This window comes from Streptomyces sp. NPDC003016 (assembly GCF_053591455.1).
Genome location: NZ_JBSFTV010000014.1, coordinates 140,781 through 166,696, shown reverse-complemented (window position 1 = coordinate 166,696; position 25,916 = coordinate 140,781). Strand labels below are relative to the sequence as shown.

19 protein-coding genes and 2 pseudogenes are annotated in these 25,916 nt (G+C 73.4%); 7 read left to right on the top strand and 14 right to left on the bottom strand.

What is annotated here, in order from left to right; genetic code table 11:
- Positions 1-44: 44 nt before the first annotated feature.
- The 10 genes from ACWDZ4_RS14965 to ACWDZ4_RS14920 all read right to left on the bottom strand — a co-directional run bounded on the left by ACWDZ4_RS14965 (position 45) and on the right by ACWDZ4_RS14920 (position 12,810).
- A complete protein-coding gene (locus ACWDZ4_RS14965; RefSeq protein ID WP_451508805.1) occupies positions 45-1,298 on the bottom strand; it encodes an AraC family ligand binding domain-containing protein in 1,254 nt (417 codons plus the stop codon).
- A gap of 226 nt (positions 1,299-1,524) precedes the next feature.
- Entirely contained in the window at positions 1,525-2,469 is a 945-nt protein-coding gene (locus tag ACWDZ4_RS14960) for a hypothetical protein (protein WP_451508804.1), read from the bottom strand.
- A gap of 141 nt (positions 2,470-2,610) precedes the next feature.
- Positions 2,611-4,050: an APC family permease gene (locus ACWDZ4_RS14955; RefSeq protein ID WP_451508818.1), complete on the bottom strand. Its 1,440-nt coding sequence runs from the start codon at positions 4,048-4,050 to the stop codon at positions 2,611-2,613.
- A 229-nt stretch (positions 4,051-4,279) separates the two neighbouring features.
- Positions 4,280-5,527: a glycoside hydrolase family 6 protein gene (locus tag ACWDZ4_RS14950; RefSeq protein ID WP_451508803.1), complete on the bottom strand. Its 1,248-nt coding sequence runs from the start codon at positions 5,525-5,527 to the stop codon at positions 4,280-4,282.
- Between the two features lie 63 nt (positions 5,528-5,590).
- Positions 5,591-5,989 (bottom strand): ribosomal maturation YjgA family protein, encoded by a 399-nt coding sequence (locus ACWDZ4_RS14945; RefSeq protein ID WP_451508802.1) that lies wholly within the window; start codon positions 5,987-5,989, stop codon positions 5,591-5,593.
- A 27-nt stretch (positions 5,990-6,016) separates the two neighbouring features.
- Complete coding sequence (locus tag ACWDZ4_RS14940; RefSeq protein WP_451508801.1) at positions 6,017-7,168, bottom strand: XdhC family protein; 1,152 nt, start codon at positions 7,166-7,168, stop codon at positions 6,017-6,019.
- A 40-nt stretch (positions 7,169-7,208) separates the two neighbouring features.
- The gene (locus ACWDZ4_RS14935) at positions 7,209-8,675 is read right to left on the bottom strand and encodes an NCS2 family permease (RefSeq protein ID WP_451508800.1); all 1,467 of its coding nucleotides are present in this window, start codon (positions 8,673-8,675) and stop codon (positions 7,209-7,211) included.
- Between the two features lie 257 nt (positions 8,676-8,932).
- Positions 8,933-11,317 carry a xanthine dehydrogenase family protein molybdopterin-binding subunit gene (locus tag ACWDZ4_RS14930; protein ID WP_451508799.1) on the bottom strand — a complete coding sequence of 795 codons (2,385 nt, stop codon included), beginning with the start codon at positions 11,315-11,317 and terminating at the stop codon, positions 8,933-8,935.
- A gap of 3 nt (positions 11,318-11,320) precedes the next feature.
- A complete protein-coding gene (locus tag ACWDZ4_RS14925; protein WP_451508798.1) occupies positions 11,321-11,917 on the bottom strand; it encodes a (2Fe-2S)-binding protein in 597 nt (198 codons plus the stop codon).
- 2 nt (positions 11,918-11,919) lie between these two features.
- Positions 11,920-12,810: an FAD binding domain-containing protein gene (locus ACWDZ4_RS14920; protein ID WP_451508797.1), complete on the bottom strand. Its 891-nt coding sequence runs from the start codon at positions 12,808-12,810 to the stop codon at positions 11,920-11,922.
- 331 nt (positions 12,811-13,141) lie between these two features.
- On the opposite strand from ACWDZ4_RS14920, the gene ACWDZ4_RS14915 reads away from it, so the two are divergent.
- The 3 genes and pseudogenes from ACWDZ4_RS14915 to ACWDZ4_RS14905 all read left to right on the top strand — a co-directional run.
- Positions 13,142-14,893, top strand: coding sequence for a PucR family transcriptional regulator (locus ACWDZ4_RS14915; RefSeq protein WP_451508796.1), 1,752 nt, complete (start codon positions 13,142-13,144; stop codon positions 14,891-14,893).
- Positions 14,894-15,177: 284 nt separating this feature from the next.
- The gene (locus ACWDZ4_RS14910; RefSeq protein ID WP_451508795.1) at positions 15,178-15,951 is read left to right on the top strand and encodes a hypothetical protein; all 774 of its coding nucleotides are present in this window, start codon (positions 15,178-15,180) and stop codon (positions 15,949-15,951) included.
- A gap of 160 nt (positions 15,952-16,111) precedes the next feature.
- Positions 16,112-16,328, top strand: a pseudogene (locus ACWDZ4_RS14905) (NAD(P)-dependent alcohol dehydrogenase); the annotation flags it as partial.
- Between the two features lie 21 nt (positions 16,329-16,349).
- On the opposite strand, the gene ACWDZ4_RS14900 reads toward ACWDZ4_RS14905, so the two are convergent.
- The gene (locus tag ACWDZ4_RS14900; protein ID WP_451508794.1) at positions 16,350-17,084 is read right to left on the bottom strand and encodes a GntR family transcriptional regulator; all 735 of its coding nucleotides are present in this window, start codon (positions 17,082-17,084) and stop codon (positions 16,350-16,352) included.
- 121 nt (positions 17,085-17,205) lie between these two features.
- Between ACWDZ4_RS14900 and ACWDZ4_RS14895 the strand changes: the two genes are divergently transcribed.
- On the top strand, positions 17,206-18,087 hold the full coding sequence (locus ACWDZ4_RS14895; protein ID WP_451508793.1) for a (2Fe-2S)-binding protein: 882 nt from the start codon (positions 17,206-17,208) through the stop codon (positions 18,085-18,087).
- A 193-nt stretch (positions 18,088-18,280) separates the two neighbouring features.
- Positions 18,281-19,333, top strand: a complete 1,053-nt coding sequence (locus tag ACWDZ4_RS14890) for a DUF2637 domain-containing protein (protein ID WP_451508792.1) — start codon at positions 18,281-18,283, stop codon at positions 19,331-19,333.
- A gap of 23 nt (positions 19,334-19,356) precedes the next feature.
- On the opposite strand, the gene ACWDZ4_RS14885 is transcribed toward ACWDZ4_RS14890, so the two are convergent.
- Positions 19,357-19,851 (bottom strand): ATP-binding protein, encoded by a 495-nt coding sequence (locus ACWDZ4_RS14885; protein ID WP_451508791.1) that lies wholly within the window; start codon positions 19,849-19,851, stop codon positions 19,357-19,359.
- Between the two features lie 141 nt (positions 19,852-19,992).
- A complete protein-coding gene (locus tag ACWDZ4_RS14880) occupies positions 19,993-21,276 on the bottom strand; it encodes a protein phosphatase 2C domain-containing protein (protein ID WP_451508790.1) in 1,284 nt (427 codons plus the stop codon).
- 1,472 nt (positions 21,277-22,748) lie between these two features.
- On the opposite strand from ACWDZ4_RS14880, the gene ACWDZ4_RS14875 reads away from it, so the two are divergent.
- Positions 22,749-23,762: a helix-turn-helix domain-containing protein gene (locus ACWDZ4_RS14875; protein ID WP_451508789.1), complete on the top strand. Its 1,014-nt coding sequence runs from the start codon at positions 22,749-22,751 to the stop codon at positions 23,760-23,762.
- A gap of 60 nt (positions 23,763-23,822) precedes the next feature.
- Positions 23,823-24,305: a DUF456 domain-containing protein gene (locus tag ACWDZ4_RS14870; RefSeq protein ID WP_451508788.1), complete on the top strand. Its 483-nt coding sequence runs from the start codon at positions 23,823-23,825 to the stop codon at positions 24,303-24,305.
- On the opposite strand, the pseudogene ACWDZ4_RS14865 reads toward ACWDZ4_RS14870, so the two are convergent.
- A pseudogene (locus ACWDZ4_RS14865) lies at positions 24,230-25,787 on the bottom strand (DNA-3-methyladenine glycosylase 2 family protein). The gene ACWDZ4_RS14870 and the pseudogene ACWDZ4_RS14865 sit on opposite strands and share 76 nt — an antisense overlap.
- Positions 25,788-25,916 lie beyond the last annotated feature (129 nt).

Below are 25,916 nucleotides of genomic sequence, written 5' to 3'. Positions count from 1 at the left end.
CGGGGCGACCGTCTCGACGAAGGTGGTCAGTGCGGCCCTGTCCGTCAGTTCGGCGACGGGCCTGTAGCGCTCGGCCCGGCAGCGGGGCCGGGGTTCACGTCCGCGCCGGTGGTCCGCTGACGGTTCTGATCCTGTATGGCGCCTCCTTGCGGCCCGCCCTCCCGGGCGTCGGCCGGCGGCAACGGCCTTGACGTGTCGTCAGGTTTCTGTGCGGAGGTCGGCAGGACCTCAGGGGAAGGCAGGGGGGTGCCGCACCGGCCGCAGTACCGGTAGCCGCGCTCCGGCGCGAGACGGCCGCAGTCGGGGCAGACCCGGTCCAGCAGACAGGCCGCCTCGCCGCCCTCCTCCGCCACGGGCGGCACGGGCGGCACGGGCGGGGCCTTGCGGATGGTGAGCCCCGGGCGGCGGCGGTGGACCGTGAGGTAGACCAGGCCGTCGGGGCCCGCCGAGACGGCGCGCCGGGCTCCGTGCGGCAGCCATGCCACGGCCCCCGGCGCGAGTTCGTGCCGTGCGCCGCCGCATTCCAGCCGGCCGGCGCCCTGTGCCACGTACACCAGGACGTCCAGGTCGGGCTCGACGTGCGGAGCGACGTGGGCGCGGGGCGCCAGGCGGATCACATTCGCGTCCAGCTGCCGGCCGTTCTCGCCCAGGCGCCACAGCGCACCGCCTCGGTGGGCGGCGGGGGCACCGCCGGTCAGTGCCGCCAACCGGGCGAGGACGCCCGGCCCTTGCGTGCTGACTTGCGCTTGCGCCGCCTCCCCGGTTCCTTCGGCTGTGACCTCCCGCAGCCAGGACCGCTCCGCGTGGTCGGCGGCCCGGGCGACGGCGAGCATCCCGCGGCGGTACGGGTCGTCCGCGCCGTCGGCGCCAGAACCGGCACCAGAACCGGCATCGGTGTCGCAGGAGAAGTTCCTCGGCTGCTCCAGGAACTCCAGCCGCCGACGCAGCACCGCGCGGCGGTCGCCGGGGTCGGGGAGCCGGGAGAGGAACGCCAGGATGGTGAAGTACCGGGCGCTGTCGCTGATGTCCAGGTCGCCGGGGGCCCGGAGCCGCCGCAGCAGCTCGGCGCGGCCGGTGCCGGTCAGGCTCAGAATGTGCTGCCGGGCGGCCGCGGCGCCCGGCTCGATCCGCCGGTCCAGCAGGCCGGCCCCGACGAGGCGGTCGATCACCGGGCCGAGGCTGCCGTCGTCGGCCGGCCCCGGTCGGAAGTGGCTGAACAGGCGTGTCGTACGGCGGCGCAGCTCGTCTCCGCGCAGTGGTCCGTCGGCCAGGGATCCCAGGATCGCGAGCTCCAGCATGCCGCCACCCTGGCACATCGGAACGGGGCGCCTCGAACCGGGACGCGCCCCGTCACGAGTGGGATTCGCGCTTCCTGCGTTCCGGGGCCGCCTGTTCCTCGTAGGCGGAGCAGTCGGGATTCCGGCACGGACCCAGGCGCCGGACGGGCACGGAGAACCCCCGGAGACTTGTGCAGTGTGATCACTGTTCGGACGACTCGCTTGCGGGATGGACAGGTCGGAGCGGTCAGGCCGGCAGCACCTTGTCCCGCCAACGGACGAACAGGCTCTCCGCGTCGCCGCTGTACGACCACGGGATCCGCGTGGCCCGGTTGTCCAGGAGCCGGAAGACGTCGGCGGCCTCCTCCTCCATCCCCGCGTGGACCAGGCCGTGCGCCAGGTAGTTGAGGTCCGCGACGTCCTGTGCGTACGGAACGGTGCGGCAGGCGATCCACTTCTCCAGGGCCGTGCGCAGGTCCCAGCGCGCCCGCTCCCCGTTCCAGTGGAAGGTGATCCCGATCGCCGACCTGCCCTCCGCCTCCGTCCGGAAGCGGTACTGCTCCGCCCGCGCGACCTGCGGCAGAATCGCGAGCGGCGAGCCGGCCGGGGCGTAGGAGGCGGCCTCCCAGGCGAAGTTGTCCGCCTCGCCGTGCGAGCCGTGCCAGCGGGCGGAGAGGTAGCGCAGCGCCTGGTGGTGCCCTTCCCGGTGGTACAGGTCCCGGTCGCGGAGCTCCTTCCACCAGTGGCCCATGTTCGGGTCCCCGCCTTCGTACAGCCGGCCGAGCGCCACCAGGGAGACCCAGGGGTGCGGGTCCGCCGGGGCGAGGTCGGACGCCTGGAGGCAGAAGCGGGCCGCCCGGTCCAGGCTGTCCCGTCCGGGCGTCGTACCGGCGCGCGCACCGGCGAACATCCGCATCACCTCGGTCTCCGCGCGCAGTACGGCCGCGTCCGGGTCGGCGGGGTCGGATGCCTGCCAGACGTCGACGGTGCGCCGGTTCGCCGCCGCGTCGGCGAGCAGGCGCAGGCGGTGCGCGCGCCGGTCCCAGTCGTCGCGGGGATGCTCGGCGAGCAGATCGCGGGCGCCCTCCCAGCGGCCCATCACCATGTCCTGACAGCCCTCGGCGAGGGCCCGGTCACCGAACGCCTGGTCGTAGAGCGGTGCTCCGGAACGGCGGCGCAGCCAGGCTGCCATGGGCGGGGTTCCCCTCTGGGCGGTTGCGGATACGGAGGCAGGCGCGGTTGATGCGGGCCGGACGGCGGAGCGTACGGCGGGCCCGAGGCCGGGTCGGAAGCCGGGTCGGAAGCCGGGTCGGAAGCCGGGTCGGAAGCAGACTCAGAAGTCGGTGAGGATCTCGTCCCGCCGCCGCGCGGCCGCGGGCGCCGGCTCCGCCCCCGGCCCTCCGTGGAACTCGTCCACCGCGTCCGCCCGCTCGGGGTCCAGCGGCCTGGGCCGGTAGTACGAGCTGCCCTGGAACCAGGACAGGGACATCGGCACCAGACCGAGGGCCAGCGCGCCGAGACCGATGGTGAGGGCGCCGGCGCTCAGCTCCGGGACCGACCTGGCGAAGATCCAGACCATGAAGAGCGCTCCGCCGAGCGGCCACAGCCCGATGAAGACCAGGTTGCCCAGCGACTTGAGCAGCACCCTGCGGTGGGCGACGACGGCCGAGAGCCCGGCGAGGGCGTAGTAGAACGCGATGTGCAGACCGATCCCGCTGACGGCGTCGGTGACGAACCGCGCGCCGGAACCCACCGACGCGGAGACGAGGATGAGCAGCAGCGCGACGAGCGCCACGGTGGCCGTGGCCACCCAGGGCGTCTGCCACTCCCGGTGCGTGCGGGCGAACACGGCGGGAACGGTCCGGTCGCGGCCCATCGCGAAGAGCGTGCGGGTGGCCTGGAGGAGGGTGGTCTCCAGCGTGGCGATCATGGACAGCACCACGGCCAGGACGAGCAGCCGCCCGCCCCGGCCCGGCCAGACGGCCTCGCCGAGCACGGAGAGGAAGCCCCCGGGGTCGTCCCGTATCGCGTCCGCGCCGATGAGGATGTTGGCGGTGACGGTGAAGACCACGAAGACGACCAGGGACACCAGTACGCCGGTCAGCCCGCCCAGGCCGAAGGTGCGGCGGCTGGTGCGGGTCTCCTCGCTGAGGTTGCTGGTCACGTCCCAGCCCCAGTAGCCGACCCCGGCGATCAGGGCGCCCGCCACGAAGGTGTGCGACTCGTCGAAGTGGCTGAAGCCGAACCAGGAGAGCGAGAAGTCGGCGGCGTTCCCGTCCTTGGCCAGCGCGACGACGGCGAAGGTCAGGAGCAGCCCGAGCTGCGTACCGGTGAGGACGGTCCTGGCGTGCGGGCTGATCCGGGCACCGAGGGCGGCCACGGCCGCCATGAGCAGGAACCAGCCGACACCCACGGCGGTGGCCAGGGAGGTGCGTCCGGCCAGTTCGGGGTCGATGAGGGCGAGCGTGGCCCTGCCCGCGGGCAGGGTGGCCGAGACGAGGAAGACGGTGGTGGCGACGACCAGCGCCCAGCCGCTCAGGAAGCCGAGGAAGGGGTGGATCGCGCGGGCCGCCCAGGCGTAGGTCGCTCCGGCGTTGACCTCGAGCCGTCCCAGGTGCCGGAAGGCCAGCGCGATGCCGATCATCGGGATCGCGCAGTACAGGAGCACCGCCGGGCCGGCGACACCGACGGCGAGTACGAGCGCGGGAATCGTCGCCGCGACGGTGTAGGCCGGGCCGCAGCCCGCGACCGCCATGACGACGGAGTCGAACATGCCCAGGGCGCCGGCCCGCAGGCCGCCCCCGTCCGCCCGCGGGATCACGTGGGACACGTCCCCAAATGGCGCTGTTCCACGGCCGGTTCGCCACCAGTCCCCCGATCGGCGGATCGACTCACCCCTTCCTGCACGCGCTTGGACCGGCGCGCCGCCGCCCTTCCCCTACGCCGCGAGAAGGGCGGCGGTGACGCGCACGCGGCCGAAGGCGTCCCCCACAGCCGCTTTCTCAGCGCGGCATGATGGCCGGGCTGGCGAGCCGCACCAGTTCCAGTGCCTGCTCGGGGAACCAGAGCCCCGCCTTCGGGTCGACCGTACGGCGCTCGGGGTCCTGGGGGCCGGCCGTACCGCGCAGGCACTCGCCGTCCGACTCCCCCGGTGTCTTGATCCACAGGTTGGCGTCGTTCAGCGGGTCCCCGGTGCGGGTGGTGGGGCGGGCGCCGAGGCCGCGTCCCGGCGGGTTGCACCAGTCCTGCGCGTCGCTGTACTTGCCGGCGGGCGGGGTCCACGGGCCCTGTCCGTTGCGGCTGGTGTCGGTGATGAAATGCTTCATACGGGCCGGGTCGGGGGCGCCCACATGGCGGTCGAGCCAGCTCTGGGCGTCGGCCCGCGACCACGACAGGCCGGGGCAGTCGGACGCCTTGCCGCCCTTGTCGACGTGGGCCAGGCAGGAGGAGACGAGCTTGCCGTACCAGGCGTTGGTGGCGTCGGTGCTGTAGTTGGCGACGTTCACGGAGAAGCCCGCGGCACGTGCCACACCGCCCTTGACCAGCCGGGGCACGATGCTCTCCACGGTGTGCCAGGACGGGTGCCCGGCGTCGATGTACACCTTGGTGCGGGGCAGCGCGGCGAGGGTGGTGACGGCGTCGGTGATCTGGGCGTAGCGCGCGGCCGTTCTGGCCTCCCTCGCCTCCTTGGTGTCCTTGGGGTCGCCGTCGGGGCAGTCGGAGGGCACCAGGGCGAGCGCGTCGGGTTCGAGGACGACGAGCGCGCGGTCGTCGCCGATGCCCTTCGCCACGCCGGCGATCCACTCCCGGTACTCGGCGCTGTCGCGCAGCCCGCCCGCCGAGTACAGCGAGCAGTCGCGGCCCGGGACCTGGTAGAGCACCAGCGTGGGCGTCGCCTTGTCCCGGGCGGCGTCGCGGACGACATCGCGCGTCTCGTCCCTGACCTCCTCCGGGGTGCGGCCGGCCGGCCAGACGGCGTGCGGGGTGCGGGCCATGGCCCGCACCCCGGCGGCCTCGCGCGACTGCTTGCCGCGGTCCAGTCCGTCGGCCTGGCGGTACGCCGCCGGGTTGGCCTCGGGGGTGTACAGACGGGTGGCCGCGGAGTCGGCAGGGTCGTCCGGGCCGGCCGGGTCGTCGGTCGCGCCGGCGGACAGCGCGCCCAGGAACAGCGCCGCTGCCAGGCCGGTCAGGGTGAGAGGTACCGCGGTCAGGACGGTCAGGGAGGGGAGGGTGGTTCTTCTGCTGTGCACGGGGTCGCTCCTGGCTCGCGAGAGGTGGGGACAGGGAGCGCTCCCGCGCCTCACATCACGACATCACGACGCGTGGCGCGGGCCGCTCGGCCGGGGCACCACGGTGCATATGAGCAGGAAGCGGCCCGCGCCGACGGCGTACCGGAGCAGGTCGGGCGCGTTGAAGGTCGAGCCGGGCACCAGCCGGGCGGCCGTGCCGCGTGCGGCCGGCTCCGCGGGTACGCCGGTGAGCTGGGCGCACTCGACCGCCCGGCTGAGCCCCGGCGCGACGGCGGCGGCCACCGGCGGGCGGGTCGCGGGCGCGAGGAGCAGGGCGAGCGTGCACGGGAGGACGGTGCAGAGCGCGTCCCCCGCGTACGGGGCGGGGCCGCCGCCCGCCACGGCCCGGACGCCGGGCCCCGCGCACAGGACCGGGCCCGCGGCCACGGCCGCGCGTACGCGGGTCCGGCGAGGATCACTCACGCCGGACACTGTACGTCCGTACCACGGTCAGGCGACGGAACGTGTCCGCCCGGCCGGTTGCCGGGGACCCTCGTGGTGGATCGGGGTGTGCGCGCCGGTGAGCGACACACCGCTGCCGCCGCGCCGGGACGCGACGATCTCCGCGGCGATGGACAGGGCGGTCTCCTCGGGCGTACGGGCGCCGAGGTCGAGGCCGATGGGACTGCGCAGGCGGGCCAGTTCGAGCTCGGTGACGCCGACCTCGCGCAGTCTCCTGTTGCGGTCCTCGTGGGTGCGGCGGGAGCCCATCGCGCCGACGTACGCGACCGGCAGGCGCAGCGCGAGTTCCAGCAGCGGTACGTCGAACTTTGCGTCGTGGGTGAGGACGCAGAGCACCGTACGGCCGTCGGTCCCGGTCGACTCCAGGTAGCGGTGCGGCCACTCGACGACGATCTCGTCGGCCTCGGGAAAGCGCGTGGCGGTGGCGAAGACGGGCCGGGCGTCGCACACGGTCACGTGGTAGTCCAGGAACTTGCCGATGCGCACCAGCGCGGCGGCGAAGTCGATGGCGCCGAAGACGATCATGCGGGGGGCCGGGACGCTCGACTCGACGAGGAGCGTCAGCGGCCGGCCGCAGCGTGAGCCGTCCTCGCCGACGAGGACGGTTCCGGTGCGTCCGGCGTCGAGCATGGCGCGGGCCTCGTCCGCCGCCGTACGGTCCAGCTCCGGGTGCCCGCCGAGCACACCGTCGTACGAACCGTCGGGGCGGACGAGCAGGGCGCGGCCCATGACTTCGGCCGGCCCGTCGGTGACCCGCGCGACCGCCGCCGCATCCCCACGTGCGGCGGTGGCCAGCGCTGCCGCGAACACCTCCCCGCCGGGAGAGTCCGCGCGTACCGGGGTGACGAGGATGTCGATCACGCCGCCGCAGGTCAGACCCACGGCGAACGCGTCCTCGTCGCTGTAGCCGAAGCTCTCCAGGACGGTCTCGCCGTCCTCCAGGGCCTGTCGGCACAGTTCGTACACCGCGCCCTCCACACACCCGCCGGAGACAGAACCGATCGCCGTGCCCTCGGAGTCGACCGCGAGGGCCGCTCCGGGCTCCCGGGGCGAGCTGCCGTTGGTCGCCACGACCGTGGCGACGGCGAAGTCGCGTCCCTGCTCGACCCACCGGTTGAGCTCCTCGGCGATGTCCAGCATGACTGTCTCCTTACGGGGTGTGGAGGGCGGGCCCGGGTGTCTAACCCACGCCCAGCCAGGACTCGATGGGGTGGATGGCGAAGTACACGACGAAGATCGCGGTCAGGCCCCACATGAAGGCGCCCACTTCGCGCGCCTTGCCCTGCGCGATCTTGATGACGACCCAGGAGATGACACCGGCGGCCACACCCGTGGTGATGGTGTACGTGAAGGGCATCAGGACCACGGTGAGGAACACCGGGATCGCGGTGGCGCGGTCGCTCCAGTCCACGTGCTTGGCGTTCTGCATCATCATCGCGCCGATGACGACCAGGGCCGCGGAGGCGACCTCGGCGGGGACGATCGCGGTGAGCGGGGTGAAGAAGAGGCAGACGGCGAAGAACGCGCCGGTGACGACCGACGAGAGACCCGTACGGGCACCCTCACCGACACCGGTCGCCGACTCGACGAACACGGTCTGACCGGAGGCGCCGAGGCCACCGCCGATCACACCGCCCGCGCCGTCGATGAACAGCGCCTTGGAGAGGCCCGGCATCCGGCCCTTGTCGTCGGCGAGCTTGGCCTCGGTGCCGACACCGATGATGGTGGCCATGGCGTCGAAGAAGCCGGCCAGCACCAGGGTGAAGACGATCATGGTGACGGTGATGTAGCCGACTTCGCCGAACCCGCTGAAGGACACTTCACCGAAGAGTGAGAAGTCCGGTGCGGAGACCGCGCTGCCGTTCAGCTCCGGCGGGGTCGAGGACCACGCCTTGCTCGGGATGCCGGCGACCGCGTTGAGGATCACCGCGACCGCGGTGCCTGCGACGATGCCGATGAGGATGGCGCCGGGGACGTGACGGGCCTGCAGCGCGAAGATCAGCAGCAGGGTGACGGCGAAGATCAGGACGGGCCAGCCGGCCAGTTCACCCTCCGGGCCGAGGACCACGGGGCCGCCGCCCAGGAAGGGGTTCTTGTGGACGAAGCCGGCCTTCACCAGGCCGATCAGCGCGATGAAGAGGCCGATTCCCATGGTGATGCCGTGCTTGAGCGCGAGGGGGATCGCGTTCATGATCAGCTCGCGGAGGCCGGTGAGGACCAGCAGGCAGATCACCAGGCCGTAGGCCACACACATGGCCATGGCCTGCGGCCAGGTCATCACCTGGATGACCTGCGAGGCGAGTACACCGGAGACGCTGAGACCGGCCGCGAGGGCGAGCGGGACCTTGCCCCAGAAGCCCATGAGCAAGGTGGTCACGGCGGCCGCGATCACGGTCGCGGTGATGAGGGCCGGCTTGTCGAGGCTGTTGCCGGCCACGTCCTTGCCGCTGAGGATCAGCGGGTTGAGCAGGAGGATGTACGCCATCGCCATGAAGGTGGTGATGCCGCCGCGAACCTCGTTCGCGACCGTCGATCCTCTGTCGGTTATGTGGAAATACCGGTCGAGCCACGATCTGCCGGCGGGCTGGCGCGTTCCCGCGCCGGCATCCTCCGCCGTGGTCGTCGGCTCTGCGGACTGCTGGGTCATGATGCCTGTCTCCCAAGGTTCAAAGGGGCACCCGCATGGAGATTGGAAACGCGGGATTTGGGATGGTGCGAGGGCTGCACGACCCGGGGGACGGCCCGAGACGAACTGGGGCAAAACCGGCTGAGCGGGAAAGCGGGTACTGCGAGGACCGCGAGCGGTGCGGTACTTGGAGACCCCGGGCGGTGTCAGGCGGGGAAGTGTGACGTTCCTTGGAGGCACGGCACCGCCCGGGGAGTTTTTCGGCGGAACTCAGGTGATCAGGTGCCCGTCAGGTGCTCGGGGCGCACCGGCGTCCTGTTGAGTTCCAGACCCGTCGCGTTCCGGATCGCCGCGAGGACGGCCGGAGTCGAGGAGAGGGTCGGGGCCTCACCGATGCCACGCAGACCGTAGGGCGCGTGCTCGTCGGCGAGTTCGAGCACGTCGACGGGGATCGTCGGCGTGTCGAGGATGGTGGGGATCAGGTAGTCCGTGAAGGAGGGGTTGCGCACCTTCGCGGTCTTCGGGTCGACGATGATCTCCTCCATGACCGCGACGCCCAGGCCCTGGGTGGTGCCACCCTGGATCTGGCCGACCACGGACAGCGGGTTGAGCGCCTTGCCGACGTCCTGCGCGCAGGCCAGCTCGATGACCTTGACCAGGCCGAGCTCGGTGTCCACCTCGACGACCGCGCGGTGCGCGGCGAACGAGTACTGGACGTGGCCGTTGCCCTGACCCGTGCGCAGGTCGAACGCCTCGGTGGGCCGGTGGCGCCACTCCAGCTCCAGGTCGACCGCCTCGCCCTCGAGCACGTCGACCAGATCGGCCAGTACCTCGCCGCCGTCGGTGACGACCTTGCCGCCTTCGAGCAGCAGCTCGGCCGTCGCCCAGGCCGGGTGGTACGAGCCGAACTTGGCCCGCCCGATCTCCAGGACCTTCTCACGGACGTTCTCGCAGGTGTTCTTGACCGCTCCACCCGTGACGTACGTCTGGCGGGACGCGGACGTGGAGCCCGCCGAGCCGACCTGGGTGTCCGCCGGGTGGATCGTCACCTGCGCGACACCGAGCTCGGTACGGGCGATCTGGGCGTGGACGGTGACACCGCCCTGGCCGACCTCCGCCATCGCGGTGTGCACGGTCGCGACCGGCTCGCCGTTGATGACCTCCATCCGCACGCGGGCGGTGGAGTAGTCGTCGAAGCCCTCGGAGAAGCCGACGTTCTTGATGCCGACCGCGTAGCCGACACCCCGTACGACACCTTCGCCGTGCGTGGTGTTCGACAGACCGCCGGGCAGGGCGCGTACGTCGGCCTGCTCGCCGGCCGCCAGCCACTGCTGTTCGGGCGGCATCGGCATGGCCTTGACGCGGCGCAGCAGCTCGGCGACGGGCGCCGGGGAGTCGCACGGCTGGCCGGTCGGCAGGAGCGTGCCCTGCTCCATGGCGTTCATCCGGCGGAACTCCACCGGGTCCATGTCCAGCTTCGCCGCGAGCTTGTCCATCTGCGCCTCGTACGCGAAGCACGCCTGGACCGCGCCGAAGCCGCGCATGGCGCCGCAGGGCGGGTTGTTGGTGTAGAGCGCGATCGCCTCGATGTCGACGTCTTCGACGACGTACGGGCCGACGGAGAGGGACGACGCGTTGCCGACGACCGCCGGGGAGGCCGACGCGTAGGCGCCGCCGTCCAGGACGATCCGGCACTTCATGTGCGTGAGCTTGCCGTCCTTGGTCGCGCCGTGCTCGTACCAGAGCTTCGCCGGGTGGCGGTGGACGTGGCCGAAGAAGGACTCGAACCGGTTGTAGACGATCTTGACCGGCTTGCCCGTACGGAGGGCGAGGAGGCAGGCGTGGATCTGCATCGAGATGTCCTCGCGGCCGCCGAAGGCACCGCCGACGCCGGAGAGCGTCATGCGGACCTTCTCCTCGGGCAGGCCGAGGACGGGGGCGATCTGCTTGAGGTCCGAGTGCAGCCACTGGGTGGCGACGTACAGGTCGACGCCGCCGTCCTCGCCGGGTACGGCCATGCCGGACTCGGGGCCGAGGAACGCCTGGTCCTGCATGCCGAAGACGTACTCGCCGGAGACGATGACGTCGGCCCGCCCGGCGGCCTCGTCGGCGTTGCCGCGGACGATCGGCTGGCGGTGCACGATGTTCGGGTGCGGGACGTGACCGATGTGGTGGTCGTCGCGGCCCTCGTGGATCAGCAGCGCGTCGGGCGCGGTCGCCGACGCCTCGTCGGTGATGACGGGGAGCTCGACGTAGTCGATCCTGATCTTGGCGGCGGCGCGGCGGGCCGTCTCCGGGTGGTCGGCGGCGACGATGGCCACCGGCTCGCCGTGGTGGCGGACCTTGCCGTGGGCGAGGACCGGGGTGTCCTGGATCTCCAGGCCGTAGTTCTTCACCTCGGTGGGCAGGTCGTCGTACGTCAGCACGGCGTAGACGCCGGGCATGGCGAGCGCCTCGGACGTGTCGATCGACCGGATCTCGGCGTGCGCGGTGGTGGAGCGCAGCGTGTGGCCCCAGAGCATGTCCTCGTGCCACATGTCCGAGGAGTACGCGAACTCGCCCGTGACCTTGAGGGTGCCGTCGGGGCGGAGTGTGGACTCGCCGATGCCGCCCTTGGTCTTCGTGCCCTGGTTGATGCTGGTGGGGGTACCTGTGACGCCCATGGATCAGACCCCGCTTTCCTGGCGGTCCTGGCGAGCGGCGGCGAGGCGCACCGCGTCCAGGATCTTCTCGTAACCGGTGCAGCGGCACAGGTTGCCCGAGAGCGCCTCGCGGATGTCCGCGTCGGACGGCTCGGCGTTGCGCTCGAGGAGCTCGTCGGCGGCGACCAGCAGACCCGGGGTGCAGAAACCGCACTGCACGGCGCCGGCGTCGATGAACGCCTGCTGGATCGGGGCGAGCTCCTCGCCCTCACCGGTCTGCGAGTCCGTCCCCCTGGCCTGCCACTGCTGGGCCTGCTGGAGCGGCGTACCGCCGCCACCGCAGGCGCCCGTCGCGCAGCCCTCTTCGCGCTGCTTGGCGAAGTCGGCGAGACCCTCGACCGTGACGACCTCGCGGCCCTCGACCTGGCCGGCGGCGACGAGGCAGGCACAGACGGGGACGCCGTCGAGGCGGACCGTACAGGAGCCGCACTCACCCTGCTCGCAGGCGTTCTTGGAGCCGGGCAGGCCCATGCGCTCACGCAGGACGTAGAGCAGGCTCTCGCCCTCCCAGACGTCGTCGGCTTCCTGCTTACGGCCGTTGACCGTGAAATTCACGCGCATTGCTATGCAGCTCCTTCAAGCGTGCGGGCGGTGCCGCGGTACTGCTCCCAGGTCCAGCCCAGCGTGCGGCGGGCCATGATGCCGACCGCGTGGCGGCGGTACTTCGCGGTGCCGCGCACGTCGTCGATCGGGTTGCAGGCGCCGGAGGCCAGCTCCGCGAACTGCTTGGCGATCGACGGGGTGATGATCTTGCCGCTGTCCCAGAAACCGCCCTCTTCGAGCGCGGCGTTCAGGAAGTCCTCGGCGGCGCGGGCCCGCAGCGGGGTGGGAGCGGCCGAACCGATGCCGGTCTTGACCGTGCGGGTCGCCGGGTGCAGCGCGATACCGAACGCGCAGACCGCGATGACCATGGCGTTGCGGGTGCCGACCTTGGAGAACTGCTGCGGCCCGTCGGCCTTCTTGATGTGGACGCGCCTGATCAGCTCGTCCGGCTCCAGCGCGTTGCGCTTCACACCGGTGTAGAACTCCTCGACCGGGATGAGGCGCGTACCGCGCACCGACTCGGCCTCGACCTCGGCGCCCGCCGACAGCAGGGCCGGGTGCGAGTCACCGGCGGGGGAGGCGGCGCCGAGGTTTCCGCCGACCGAGCCGCGGTTGCGGATCTGGGGCGATCCGACGGTGTGGGCGGCAAGCGCGAGGCCCGGCAGTTCCGCCCGCAGGTGGTCCATGATCAGGGTGTACGGGACGGAGGCACCGAGCTGTACGGTCTCCTCGCCCACCTCCCACTCGCGCAGTTCGCCGATGCGGTTCAGATCCAGGAGGTACTCGGGGCGGCGGTGGTCGAAGTTGATCTCGACCATGACATCGGTGCCGCCCGCGATGGGCACAGCCGTGGGGTGCTCGGCCTTGGCGGCGAGCGCCTCCTCCCAGCTGGCGGGGCGAAGGAAGTCCATGAGGCTCTCTTCTTCTCAATCGGGTGGTTCGCGTATCGCTGGGGCTGGAGACGGCCAACCGCCTGCTGTCGACCTGGTCGCTCTGAGCAGTTCTGGGTCGCTCTGGGGCGTTCATCTGCTGTTCACGTGGCTTGGCCCCAGTACACAAGCCGGGCCTCTGCCTGGTGCAGTCACCGAAACCATGAAGGAGTTGGCTGGTGGCCACTCGCGTCTTGTAGATTCGAACGAAAGGCGGGGACTCGGTGACCCCACGGTTTTCTTCGGGAAACCACAAACCCATCGGCACACCCATCCCCACTGGCAACAACGAGAGACAGATCGGCGGCGACCCATGCGGCTGCGCGCACTGCTGGAGACCGACGCGCTGGGCCTGCGGCTGCTCGGCGGCGAGGACGAGCTCGACCGCACCGTGCGCGGTGTGATGACCACTGACCTGCGGGATCCCAGCCGCTATCTGTCCGGCGGCGAGCTGGTCCTCACCGGCCTGGCGTGGCGGCGCTCCGCCGAGGACTCCGAGCCCTTCGTACGCATCCTGGCCGGCGCCGGCGTGGTCGGTCTGGCGGCGGGCGAGGCCGAGCTCGGCGCCATCCCGAACGACCTGGTCGAGGCGTGCGTGCGCCACCGGCTGCCGCTCTTCGCGGTCAGCGAGGCCGTCGCCTTCGCCACCATCACCGAGTACGTGGTGCGCCAGGTGTCCGGAGAGCGGGCCGGTGACCTGGCGGCCGTCGTCGACCGGCACCGCAGGCTGATGACGTCGGGCCCGACGGGCGGCGGCCCCGAGGTGGTGCTCGACCTGCTCACGTCCGACCTGGACCTGCGCGCCTGGGTGCTCTCGCCCACCGGCCGCCAGATCGCGGGCGCCGGCGACCCGCTGCCGCCGGCCGTGGGAGCCGCGCTCGCGGGCGAGCACCTGGCCGCGAGCCGCACCGGGCGCCGGGCGCCGCACCGGGCCGTCGTGCGGGGGACGACGTACTCGCTGTTCCCGATCAGGGGCGCCGGGCGCGGCGCCACCGCTGCCGCCGCTTCCCGCGACGTGCGCGAGAGCGTGCTCTCCGACTGGCTGCTGGCCGTGGAGGCGGACGCGGGCGACTGGCCCGCCGCCCGCCTCGACCTGCTCCAGGGCGTGACCCAGCTGATCGCCGTCGAACGCGACCGGCGTGACGCGGCCCGTACGGTACGGCGCCGCCTCGCCCAGGAGGTCCTGGAACTGGTCCAGACGGGCGCGGCCCCGGCCGAGATCGCGGCGCGCCTGCGGGTCGCCGCACCGGTGCTGCTGCCGGGCCTCGGCTCGGCGCCGCACTGGCAGGTGGTCGTGGCACGGGTCGACTGGCAGGAAGGGGGGCCCGGCGGGGCGGGGGGTGCCGGCGGTCCGGCCGCGGCGATCCAGGCCGGGCCCGTCGCGCAGACGCTGCTGGAGGAGATCCTGGTCGACCCGGCGGTGGCGGGCTCCGACTCCTCGGACCGGATCGCGGTGGCGCACGCGGGCGACGAGGCGATCGCGCTCGTACCGCTGCCGGCGTCCGCGCCGGACGGGGACGACGCGGACAAGGACGGAGTGGGCGGCGAGGGCGCGTCCGGCTCCCGTACGGGTCTGCACGCCGACGTACTCCTCGAAGCGGTGCGCGAGCCGCTCTCGGGCGGCCTCGCCGAGGACGGACGGCTGACACTGGGTGTCAGCGCGGCCGTGCACTCGGCGGAGGGGCTGCGCGGCGCACTGGAGGAGGCCCGGCACGCCCGCCGGGTCGCGGCGGCGCGCCCCGGACGGGTCTGCGCGGCGGGCCACCACGAGCTGGCGTCGCACGTGCTGCTGCTGCCGTTCGTGCCCGACGACGTACGCAGGGCCTTCACGGCGCGACTGCTGGATCCGCTGCGGGACTACGACCGGCGGCACCGGGCGGAACTGATTCCCACCCTCGAAGCGTTCCTCGACTGCGACGGTTCTTGGACGCGCTGCGCGGCCCGGCTGCATCTGCACGTGAACACCTTGCGCTACCGGGTGGGCCGGATCGAGCAACTGACGGGCCGTGACCTGTCGCGTCTCGAGGACAAGCTCGACTTCTTCCTCGCCCTGAGGATGAGTTAGCGCGCGCGGGAGGGGCTCCACCGTGAGGGAGCTCCGCCATGACGACGAACCGGGGCGGCCGGCCCCGGCCGGTGCCGAGCTGTCCCGGTACCCCGAACGGATGAAGCCGGCGACGACCGCGGCTCCCGGCCCACCGGCTGCCCCAAGCGGCCGATTGTGAATTCGTTCACCTGACCCCTTGGCCCGGGGTGCCATTCCGTGCTGAGATTCGCCCACTACCGCACGACCGGTACTCACAGCTCGATGACGTGCTGCTCGGGGAGGGCAATGTGGCGCATACCGCCATGTCTGGTTCCGGAACGACCGCAGAGGACGGAAGCCCACTCCAGACCGCGGTATGGCGGCTGCGCTCGCGCGGCTGCTGGACCGACGCCGCGGCCCTGCTCGAACCACCTGCGGGCGCCGCCGCGACCCCTGCCGTCGCGCTCCAGCGGGCCTCGCTGCTCGTCGAGCGCTGCCTGTTCACCGCGGAGGGCTGGGCGGAGGCGGAGGACGCCCTGCGTACGGCGGAGGCGGTGGCCCGGAGCGACGACGAGCGGGGCGCGGCGGCGTGCGAACGCGGTCATCTCGCGTACGCGTCGACGGTGCTCGGCGTCCGCGACCGTGCCGACGAGGCACGTTCCGCGCTCGGCAGGGCGGCCGCGCTGCTCGCCCCCACGGCGCCGGGGCGCCCCCTGCTGGACTTCCGCCGCGGCCTGATCGCGGAGCACATCTCCGACTCCCCGCAGTCGGCCCGCGCCGCCTACCGCCGCGCCCACGCGGGCGCCACGGCGCACGGTGAGACGCTGCTGCTGTCGTTCACCTGGCGCCACCTGGCCGGACTGTCCCTGCGCGAGGGCGAGTTGGCGGACGCCAGGCACGGCTTCGCCGAGTCGCTGCGGATACGGGAAGAACTGGGTTACCTGGTGGGCACGGCCCCGGCCCTGGCAGCCCTGGCAGAAGCGGAACCGGAGCCCGAGGCGACACGCCTGCGGGCGGAGGCGGGCCGGCTGTTCCGGCTGCTGGACGGCGTACCGACCTGGCTGGCGGCGCAGCTCTCCCCACCCGCGGTGGCGTAGAGCGGGTGGCTCCCGGCCCCGGCCCGGCGGCGGGCTCCGATGCGGCCGGCGAACCCCGATGCGGCCGATCGGCCCGGGGCGGCGGGCCGGGAGCCCTCCGCACGCGGCCCGCCGCCCGGCCCGCCGGTCTGGCCGCACGACGAGGCGGAACCGGTCCAGGGGCACGCTCCCGGTGGGGTTCGGCAGCCTCCCGTACGAGACGCCGGTGAGCTCCCCCTGCCGGGGTTCGCGCTCCGAACCGATCGAGGGCCTGGACCTGGGCCCGCGCGGGCGCGGTCGACGTGCACGTGGAGACGTACGGCATCGACGACGCGCCCCCGGCGTACGAGCACCTGCACGCCGGCAGGATCAACGGCCGGGCGGTCATCGTCCCGGACCGGCCTGAGAGGGTCCGGCCCTCAGCGGTCCGCGCCCGCGAAGTGTTCGCGGACCAGGGACTGGACCACCGTCAGGTCCTGCGCCGCCAGGGCGTCCAGCAGGGCCAGGTGCTCCGCGGCGTCCGCCAGGAGGTCCGCCCGGCGGCCCAGGGGGTCGCCCGCGAGCAGGGGCCACTGGGAGCGGCGGTGGAGGTCGTCCGCGACGGTGACCAGCTGGTGGTTCCCGGAGAGCGAGAGGATCGCGCGGTGGAAGGCGCGGTCCGACTCGGCGTACGCCGCCCGGTTGCCCGTCGCCGCCGCCGCCGTGGTGGCTTCCGCCAGGGGGCGCAGCTCGCACCAGCGGCCGGCCGGGACCGTGAGGGCCAGGCGGAGCATGACCGGCACTTCGATCAGGGACCGCACTTCCGCCAGCTCGGCCAGTTCCACCGCGCTGCGGACCGTGACGCGGAAGCCGCGGTTCGGTACGACCTCCACCGCGCCCTCCAGCGCCAGCTGCTGCATCGCCTCGCGGACCGGGGTCGCCGAGACGCCGAAGCGGGCGCCGAGGGCGGGGCCCGAGTAGACCTCGCCGGGGACCAGCTCGCCGGTGACCAGGGCCGCGCGCAGGGCGTCGAGGACCTGGCCGCGGACCGAGTGGCGCCGGACGGCGCGGGGGCCCGGGGGCTCGCTGTGCGTGTGCTCGCCGCGGGCCCGTTCCGGGGCGCGTACGGCGGGTATCCGCCCGTACGCGGCCTCGCGCGGTCTGGCCTGCTCCATGTGGGTCCCTCCGGTGCGTGTCCCGTAGGCACGATAAGCGGCCGGGGTGACAGTTCAAACAGAGAGAAGATCGGGTAAGGTAAGGCTTACCTGAAAACGATCGCGATTCGGTGGTCCCTGCATGACCGTCTCCACGCTTGTCCCCGGCGTCACCGCTTCCCCCGTCGCGGTTTCGTACGCCCGTCTCACCGAGGTCTTCTCCGGTCTGCGCGTCACCGAACTGCGCGACGGCGAGCAGGCACCCCGCGGGGACGGCTGGGTGGGCGCGGCGGATCTGGCGGCCGGCGGCGACGCGCTCGACACCTTCCTCGCCTGGGACAACGCGCAGGTCCTGCGCGACTACGGACAGCAGGCCCGCCCCGACGTCGTCGCGAGTTTCGGTCTGCACCGGTACGCCTGGCCCGCCTGCCTGCTGGTCACCGTGCCGTGGTTCCTGGACCGCCGGGTGCCCCGCGTGCCCGTCGAGGACGTCGCCTTCCAGCGGTCCCTGGGCCGCATGGCCGTACGCGTGCGGGAGTTCGCCTGTTTGCCGGACGATCCGGCCGCCGCCCTGCCCGGCGCCCGCGTCGTACCGGACGAGGAGGCCCTGCGCGGTGAGGTGCGGGACGCCGTCGCCGAGCACCTCGGGCCGGTGCTCGACGGCTTCGGGCCCCGGATGCGGCGCGGGAAGCGCGCACTGTGGGGCATGGCGACGGACGAGATCGTGGAAGGGCTCTGGTACATCGCGCACCTGCTCGGGGAAGAGCGGCGCGCCATGCGGGAGCTGGAGGAGCTGCTGCCGGGCACGACCAAGCCGTACGCGGGCACGGCCGGCTTCCGCGAACTGACCGGGCCGGACGGCGAATCGCTGCCGACCCGCGACCGCGCGAGCTGCTGCCTCTTCTACACGCTGCGCCCCGAGGACACCTGCGTGACGTGTCCCCGTACGTGCGACGCCGAACGCGTACGGAAGCTGAGCGGGGAAGCCGTGGCGACAGCGGCGTCCGCGGTCGCCACGGCCTGACGGCACGCCACCCGGACGGGTGACGTAAATCGAACTCAACTCACCTCGTCAGCACTGCGGTTCGACCGAATCGCACCTATTCGCATGCCCTGGCACTCCCATGGCGTCCTCTTGCGCCGAAAACCTCTTTGGGTCACTTCGATTCCGCCAATATGGCGCCCGAGACGCCCTACCGCGATGCAAGGGACACCGCATGAGACTGACCGACATATCGCTGGACTGGCTGCTTCCGGGTGGCGTGATGCTCGTGGGGGTCCTGGCGGCGGTCGCGGTGCTCGCGCGCGGCAAGCGCGCCGGCGGCAAGGCCACGGCCGACGACTCCTGGGAACGTACCGAGGAACGGCGCAGGCGCAAGGAGGCGGTCTACGGGATCGCTTCGTACCTGTTGCTCTTCTGCTGCGCGGCGGTCGCCGCCGCACTCTCCTTCCACGGCCTGGTCGGCTTCGGCCGGCAGAACCTCAACCTCTCCGGCGGCTGGGAGTACCTCGTCCCCTTCGGCCTCGACGGCGCCGCCATGTTCTGCTCGGTGCTCGCGGTGCGCGAGGCCAGCCACGGTGACGCGGCCCTCGGTTCGCGCCTGCTGGTGTGGACGTTCGCCGGTGCGGCCGCCTGGTTCAACTGGGTCCACGCGCCCCGGGGCCTGGGCCACGCGGGCGCCCCGCAGTTCTTCGCCGGAATGTCGCTGTCGGCCGCGGTGCTGTTCGACCGCGCGCTGAAGCAGACCCGCAGGGCCGCGCTGCGCGAACAGGGCCTGGTGCCGCGCCCGCTGCCGCAGATCCGGATCGTACGGTGGCTGAGGGCGCCCCGGGAGACCTTCGGCGCCTGGTCGCTGATGCTCCTGGAAGGCGTGCGCACGCTGGACGAAGCGGTCGAGGAGGTACGCGAGGACGTACGCGAGAAGGAGCAGAACCGCATCCGCCGGCGCGATCACCAGAAGCTGGAACGCGCCCAGTTGAAGGCCATCAACCGGCAGCACAGGGCCTGGCGCGGCCGTGGCGGCGGTCGGCAGGTCGAGATCCCTGCCCTTGCCCCCACTGCGGGGTCCGCACCGTCGCAAGCAGCCGCGGAGCCCGCCATAGCAGAGCCCGGACAGCTGCCGCTTCGACCAAGGCCCTCCCTTCAGGCCGTGAAAGGCGCTGAGGGCGTGACGACCGTCGACCTCACCGCCGAGGACGACACCCAGGCTCTGCCACGGCTCGACTCCCTGGAACGCAAACTCAGGGATCTTGAGCAGCAATTCGGCTGAGCCACGGCGGCGGGCCGGGGCGGTTACACCGGCCCGCCGCCCAGGTCGAGTTCGAACCAGACCACTTTTCCTACGCCGTGCGTCTTTACGCCCCACGCGTCCGCGAGCGCCTGCACCAGGACGAGGCCCCTGCCGTGCGTACCGTCGTCGGCGATCGGTACGTGCAGCTGCGGGTGGCGGGCGGCCAAGTCCCGTACCTCGACCCGGAGCCGGGAGGCGGCGACGGTGGCCGTGACCTCCGCGTCGTGTTCCGTGTGGACCAGGGCGTTGGTCACCAGCTCGGTGGTCAGAAGCTCGGCGACGTGCGTACAGTCCCGGTCGTTCCGGTCACCCCGGTCTTCCTGGTCCTCCCGGTGCCGCAGCAGGTCGCGCAGAGCGCGCCGTACCTCCGGAACCGCTGTGAGATCCGCATGCCGCAATCTGCGCCGCAGATGAATGAGTGCCCCCTTTCCCTCCGCCCGTGCTTGTGACGGCCCTCGCGCGGCGGCACCGCGGCCGCCCGCCTGTTGCCCTGTCATAGCCCCCACCCGCACGTCGGATCGGCCCTTTCTCTCGAACAGGTTCACGGGATGCATGCCCCGCTCCCGCGATAGCACTCATGCCCGTTCCATTTGCCGGCCGGGCGGGGGCAGGCATGTGCCGGGGGCCGGATGACGCCGTCACGCCTCCCAGACCGCGACCGCCGTCCGGTCGTCGGCGTACCCCTTCACCCGCAGGCAGGTGTCCATGAGGTACTCGGCGAGGCCGGGAGGTTCGGCGGAGGCCCAGCGTCCGGCGAGTTCCCCGGCGAGGGCGGGCTCGCCGCGCAGGGGACCGGCGAGGCCGTCGGTGCACAGGAGGAGGGTGTCGCCCGGGAGGGCCACCGAGGCCCGGAAGCGGAAGGGCTCGGCGGGCGGGAGTTTGCTCTCGGCGTACGGGGACGGAGGTGTCGGAATGCCGAGGTCCAGGGTGAGGCGGTCGCCCCCGGGGGTCTCGGAGGGGACCGAGCCGAAGCCGAGGACGGGCCCGCCGGTGACGGCGGCGGGCTCGGGGGCGGGGGGTTCGATGTCCTGCCAGGCGCCGCCGCGCAGCCGGAACAGACCTCCGCCGCCGATCCCGAAGAAGACCCTGGTGCGGCACCGGGGGTCGGTGGGGAGGAGGAGGCAGCGCAGGCTCGCTGTGTACTCCTCGGGTTCCAGGCCGAGTTCGGACGCGCGGGCGCGCAGCTTGCCGTAGCTGTGGTCGGTGAGGCGGTGCAGACCGGACTTGAGGTCGCCCCTGCGGGCCGCCCTCATGTCGTCGGCGAGGCGGGTGTGACTGCGGCCGACTGCTTCGCCGATCCGGCGGCAGGCGTCGGCGGCGGCCAGGTGCGCGCTCCCGGTGGCACGGGCCCCGCAGGCCACCGCGACCAGGACGAGCCCGTCCTCGCCCCGGCCGAAGCGGGCGGTGAGCAGCGCGTCGCGGCGGGGTTCGCCGCGGTAGCGGGCGGAGTCGCCGCGGACGGAGGCGGCGCGCAGGGTGTACGTGCCGTACCGGGCGCCGTCGAGCACGGTGTCCGCGACGAGGGTGTCGAGTGCGCGCGGGTCCGCGGCGGGCAGGGCGGTGGGCTCGGCGTCGTAGGTGGGCGGCCGGTCCCCGACGAAGCCGGCACGGGGAGGGTCCCGGTCTTCCCCGCTGCCGGTGCCGGCGGTCGCGGGCGGCTCTTCGGCGTACGGGGACGCAGACCTCGGCCCGGCCTCCGGGGACGTGGAGGGCGTGGGCCGCCCGTCGTCCGGTGGCGCGGCGTTCGCGGACTGCGGCCGGTCCGGCTCCCGTCGGACCCGCGGTGTCCGGAGTAGGCCGGGCGGCTCCCAGGGGGCACGCTGCCGGGGTGCGGCGGGAGCCCCGGGCGGGCGGGCGGGAGCGGGCGGCGCCGGTGGCTGCGGCGGTTGCGGTGCGGCTGCGGGTGGAGCGGGTGACGGCACCGGTTGTGACTCCGGCTGCGGTTGCGGCTGCGGCTGCGGTGGCGGCTGTGATTCCGGCTGCGGCCGGCGTGCCTCGGGCGGGCTCGGGGCCGGTCCCGACGCCGACGGAAGCAGTGGCTCCGCCGGTGGAGGCTGGGGAGACTGCGGAGGCCGGGGCGGCCCCGGGGGCGGTGTCGGCGGGAGCGGCTGTTCTGCCGTCGGGGCCCGGTGCCGCTCCTCCGCCGCCGCGGTGGCCTGACCCACCGCCCGCCAGGGCGGCGGCTCCGGGGCCGGTTCGGGTTCCCGTGCCCCCGGCGGACCCGGAGCCGGGTCCCGCGTCGGTGGGTGCGGTGGGAGCGGGGGACGGTCGTCCGCCGCGGGAGCGGGCTCCGGCCGCCACGAAGGCGGCAGCTCCGGAGGGCGCGGGGCCGGGAGCGACTGCGGCGGCGGCGCGGGCGGGGGCGCCACCGTGTCCGCCGCGGAGTCGAAACGGTCGTCCAGGGTGTCGCCCGTGGGCGCGGGACCCGTGTCCCGGGTGGACTCGTCGCCGTACAGCCGGCTCCACCACTGGTCCTCGTCGGTGGTGCGCCTCTCCCCCTGCTGGCTCATGCCCCTTATTGTCCACCGCTCGGGCCGTACGAAAACGGGGCAGCGGGAAAAGAAGTCCGCCGGACGTTCCCCCTCCCCCCACGGGAAGGACGCCCGGCGGACAGCTTTCGGCAGACGCGCGTCTGCCGCGCGTCGCAGGCGCGCGCCACGGCCTGGGTGACGGAATTCCCCTTCGTGTCCGTCGGTTCGGTCTTCGGCGTGACCGGCCTGCCCGCCGCGCCCGCGTGGTCCACGGTCGCCGTCCAACCGCCCGACCGCCCGACCGTTCGGCGGCCTCGGCCTCGGTCCAGGTCTCAGCGTCGTCGTACGCGTACGACAGCTTCCGTACGCGGTGGGTGCGGCCCGAGGTGAGCGGGCCGTCCTCGGGGAAGGCCAGGTTGTAGGCGTACGGGCTGTCGACGGTGGCCTTCCAGCGCGGCGTGACCGGTCCGGCGGCCAGCGCGTCGAGCAACCCCCGGGCCTCGTCCGCCTCGACGGCGACCGCCGGCAGCGGTCCCGTGCCGTAGCCGGCGGAGGGCAGCCGGCGGCCGACGGCGGCGCGGGCGACGTCGGAGCCGTACTCCGCGTCCGCGATCAGCGGCAGGACTTGGCCTGTGGCCGGGCCACGGACGGCGCGACCACGGTGACGGCGAGGACGGCGGCGGTCGCCACCCCCAGTGCCGTGCGCGGTGCCGGGCGCATCGCTCTCACCTGGCGAATCCGGTACAAAAGCACGGTCTCCGAAGGCTGTTGGCGCTGCGGTGGCGCCACATTGGCAGAGTGACGGGAGGTGGAGGGATGATGCGTGCGGCGGGTTTACGCCGTGGCCGCTTCCCGCCACGAGCCGTTGGGCAAGATCGGGGAGACGGTATGGAATCGAAGCGTCCGGGGAGGGGTGCGGAGGGGTGCTGGGAGCCATTGGTCTGGACGAGGCACAGGAGTCGACGTACCGCGCGCTCGTCGCACTCGGCGCCGCGGAGGTCTCCGACCTCGCGCACCGGCTGACGCTTTCCGAGGCGGACACGGAGCGCGCGCTGCGCCGCCTGGAGCGCCAGGGGCTCGCCGCCCAGTCGTCGAGCCGTGCGGGGCGCTGGGTGGCGGCGCCGCCCGGGGTCGCGCTGGGCGCGCTGCTCACCCGGCAGCGGCACGGGCTGGAGCAGGCGGAGCTGACGGCGGCACTGCTCGCGGAGGAGTACCGGGCGGAGGCGGCCGAACCCGCGGTGCACGATCTGGTCGAGGTGGTGACGGGGGCGAGCGCCGTGGCGCACCGCTGCGTACAGCTCCGGCTCGGCGCGGCCGAGGAGGTGTGCGCGCTGGTGACCGGGAATCCGATCGCGATCACCGGTACGGACAACGAGGCGGAGGAGCGGGCGGCGACGCGCGGCGTGACGTACCGGGTGGTGATCGAGCGTGCGGTGCTCGCGCTGCCCACCGGGATCGCCGAGCTGTCGGCGGCGCTGGGGCGCGAGGAGCAGGTCCGGGTGGTGGAGGAGGTGCCGACCAGGCTGGTCGTCGCGGACCGCACCACCGCGATGGTGCCGCTGACGGGGCGCGGCGCGGAACCCGCGGCTCTGGTCGTGCACGCGAGCGGGCTGCTGGAGTCGCTGACCGGGCTCTTCGAGGCGGTGTGGCGGGAGGCGCTGCCGCTGCGGCTCGGGGCGGACGGGGCGGTGACGGAGCAGGGGCTGCCGGGTCCCGATGCCACGGATCTCCAGGTGTTGTCGTTGCTGCTCGCCGGGATGACGGACGCGAGCGTCGCCAAACAGCTGGAACTGGGTCTGCGGACGGTGCAGCGCCGGGTGAAGGGGCTGATGGAACTGGCGGGCGTGACGACCCGGCTGCAGCTCGGCTGGCATGCGTACGAACGGGGCTGGGTGGCCAGGCGCCGACCGGTTCGCGGGGGTGTTCTCCCGGGTTGAGCAGGAGCAGTGCGGGCCCTCCGGCCTGCGAAGACGGCCCGGGTCCCGCACCCTGGACAGATGGGCGTGTGGCAGCTCCTTCTGGTCGGCCTCGTCATGCTGGTCGGCCTGCTCGGTGTCCTGGCACCGGGCGTGCCGGGGCAGGCGATCGTCTGGGCGGCCGTGCTGTGGTGGGCGCTGGACGAGAAGACCACGCTCGCCTGGGGCGTACTGATCGGCGCGACCGCGCTGCTCCTGATCGACCAGGCGCTCAAGCCCCTGCTCCCCGCCCGGCGCCCCCGCGAGTCGGGCGCTCCGCCGCGGACGCTCGTGGTGGGCGGGGTCGCCGGGATCGCCGGATTCTTCCTGCTGCCGGTGGTGGGCGGGATCGTGGGGTTCGTCGGGGGGATCTACGGGGTGGAGCGGGCGCGGCTCGGCAGCCACGGCGGCGGCTGGGCTTCGACCCGTACGGTCATGCGCGCCGTCGGTTACCCGGTGCTGGTGGAACTGTTCACGTGCCTGCTGGTGGTCGGCGCCTGGGCGGGCGCGGTGATCTGGGAGTGAAGGTCTGCCCGGGTTCCCGCCCCGGGTTCTCGCCCTGGGTTCCGTTCCGGAGTCCGTCCCGTTCCGGGGGGCCGGGCTGCTGACCGGGCCGCCCAAGGGGGGACGGAGGGCGTTACGCCGTCCAGAGATGCCGCATCGCGTACGACCGCCAGGGCCGCCACGTGTCGGACTCCGTCCCGGCCGGGAAGCCCTCGTCCTCCGGCGCCACGTCGGGATCGCCGAGCGCCCTCATCCGGATCAGCGCGGCCGTCCGCGCGCCGACGCCGGGCAGGGCGCGCAGCGCCCGCTCCGCCTCGTCGCGGTCCGCTCCCGGGCCGAGGCGTACGACGCCGTCGGCGAGCGCGGCCGCCAGCCCCCGCAGCGCCGGGTCCTCGGCCCCGGTGAGGGCGCCCGGCTCGGGGAAGACGTGGGTCAGCGCGCCGCACGGCTGGTCCAGGACCTTCCCGTGCGCCTCGACGAGCCCGGCGGCGGCCTCCCGGCCCACCAGCGCCCGCACCGCGAACTCGTCGGGATCCGCCGCGCCCGGCGAGCGCAGTCCGGGGCGGGCCGCGACCAGCGGCGCCAGCGCCGGGTCGGCGGCGAGCCGCTCGTCGACGGCGTACGGGTCGGCGTCCAGGTCGAAGAGCCTGCGCAGCCGCTGGACGGCGGTGGTGAGGTCGCGCAGGTCGGTGAGGTGGATCCGGGCCTCCAGCCAGCGGCTGTGCGACGCCTCGTCGACGGCGGCGATGCCCGTTCCGTACGGCAGGCGCAGGGTGCGCCGGTAGGTGCGGGCGCCGGGCTCACCGAGCATCTCCTCGACGCGGGGCACGGCCTCTCCGGCGAGCAGGTCGAAGACCTCCCTGGCGGCGTACGCCCCGCGGTGGGCCAGGCGCAGCGGAATCCCGGCGGCGAGGGCGGGGCCCGCGCCGGAGGAGCCCGCGGCCCTGGCGCCGGACTCCGCGCGCAGGAGGCTGGGGTGCGGGCGTAGATCCGGCGGATCGTGTCGTTGAACTGCCGCACGCTCGCGAAGCCGGAGGCGAACGCGATCTCCGTGACGGGCAGCCCGGTGGTCTGGAGGAGCACCCGGGCGGTGTGCGCGCGCTGCGCGCGGGCGAGCGCGACGGGCCCGGCGCCCAGCTCGCCGGTCAGCTGCCGCTGGACCTGCCGGGTGCTGTAGCCGAGCCGGCCCGCGAGGCCGGGCACGCCTTCGCGGTCCACGATCCCGTCCCCGATCATCCGCATGGCGCGGCCGACGACGTCGGCGCGCGCGTTCCAGTCGGCGGAGCCCGGTACGGCGTCGGGGCGGCAGCGGCGGCAGGCCCGGAAACCGTTGCCCTGGGCGGCGGCCGCGGTCGGGTAGAAACGCACGTTCTTGCGCTTGGGGGTGACGGCGGGGCAGCTCGGCCGGCAGTAGATGCCGGTGGTCACGACGGCGAAGAAGAACTCCCCGTCGAAACGCGCGTCGCGGCTGGTCACCGCCTCGTACTTGCTCTCTTCGTCCATCACGCCCTCCAGTGTGCGCCGGCCGCGCAGAGCCGGCTGGCGGAATTCGGACGCGGCCCCGGACGGCGGGAAGTGGCGCGGGCGGCACGGCCGCACCCGTCCGGGGCCGAGGGCCGGGGTGCGGGACAG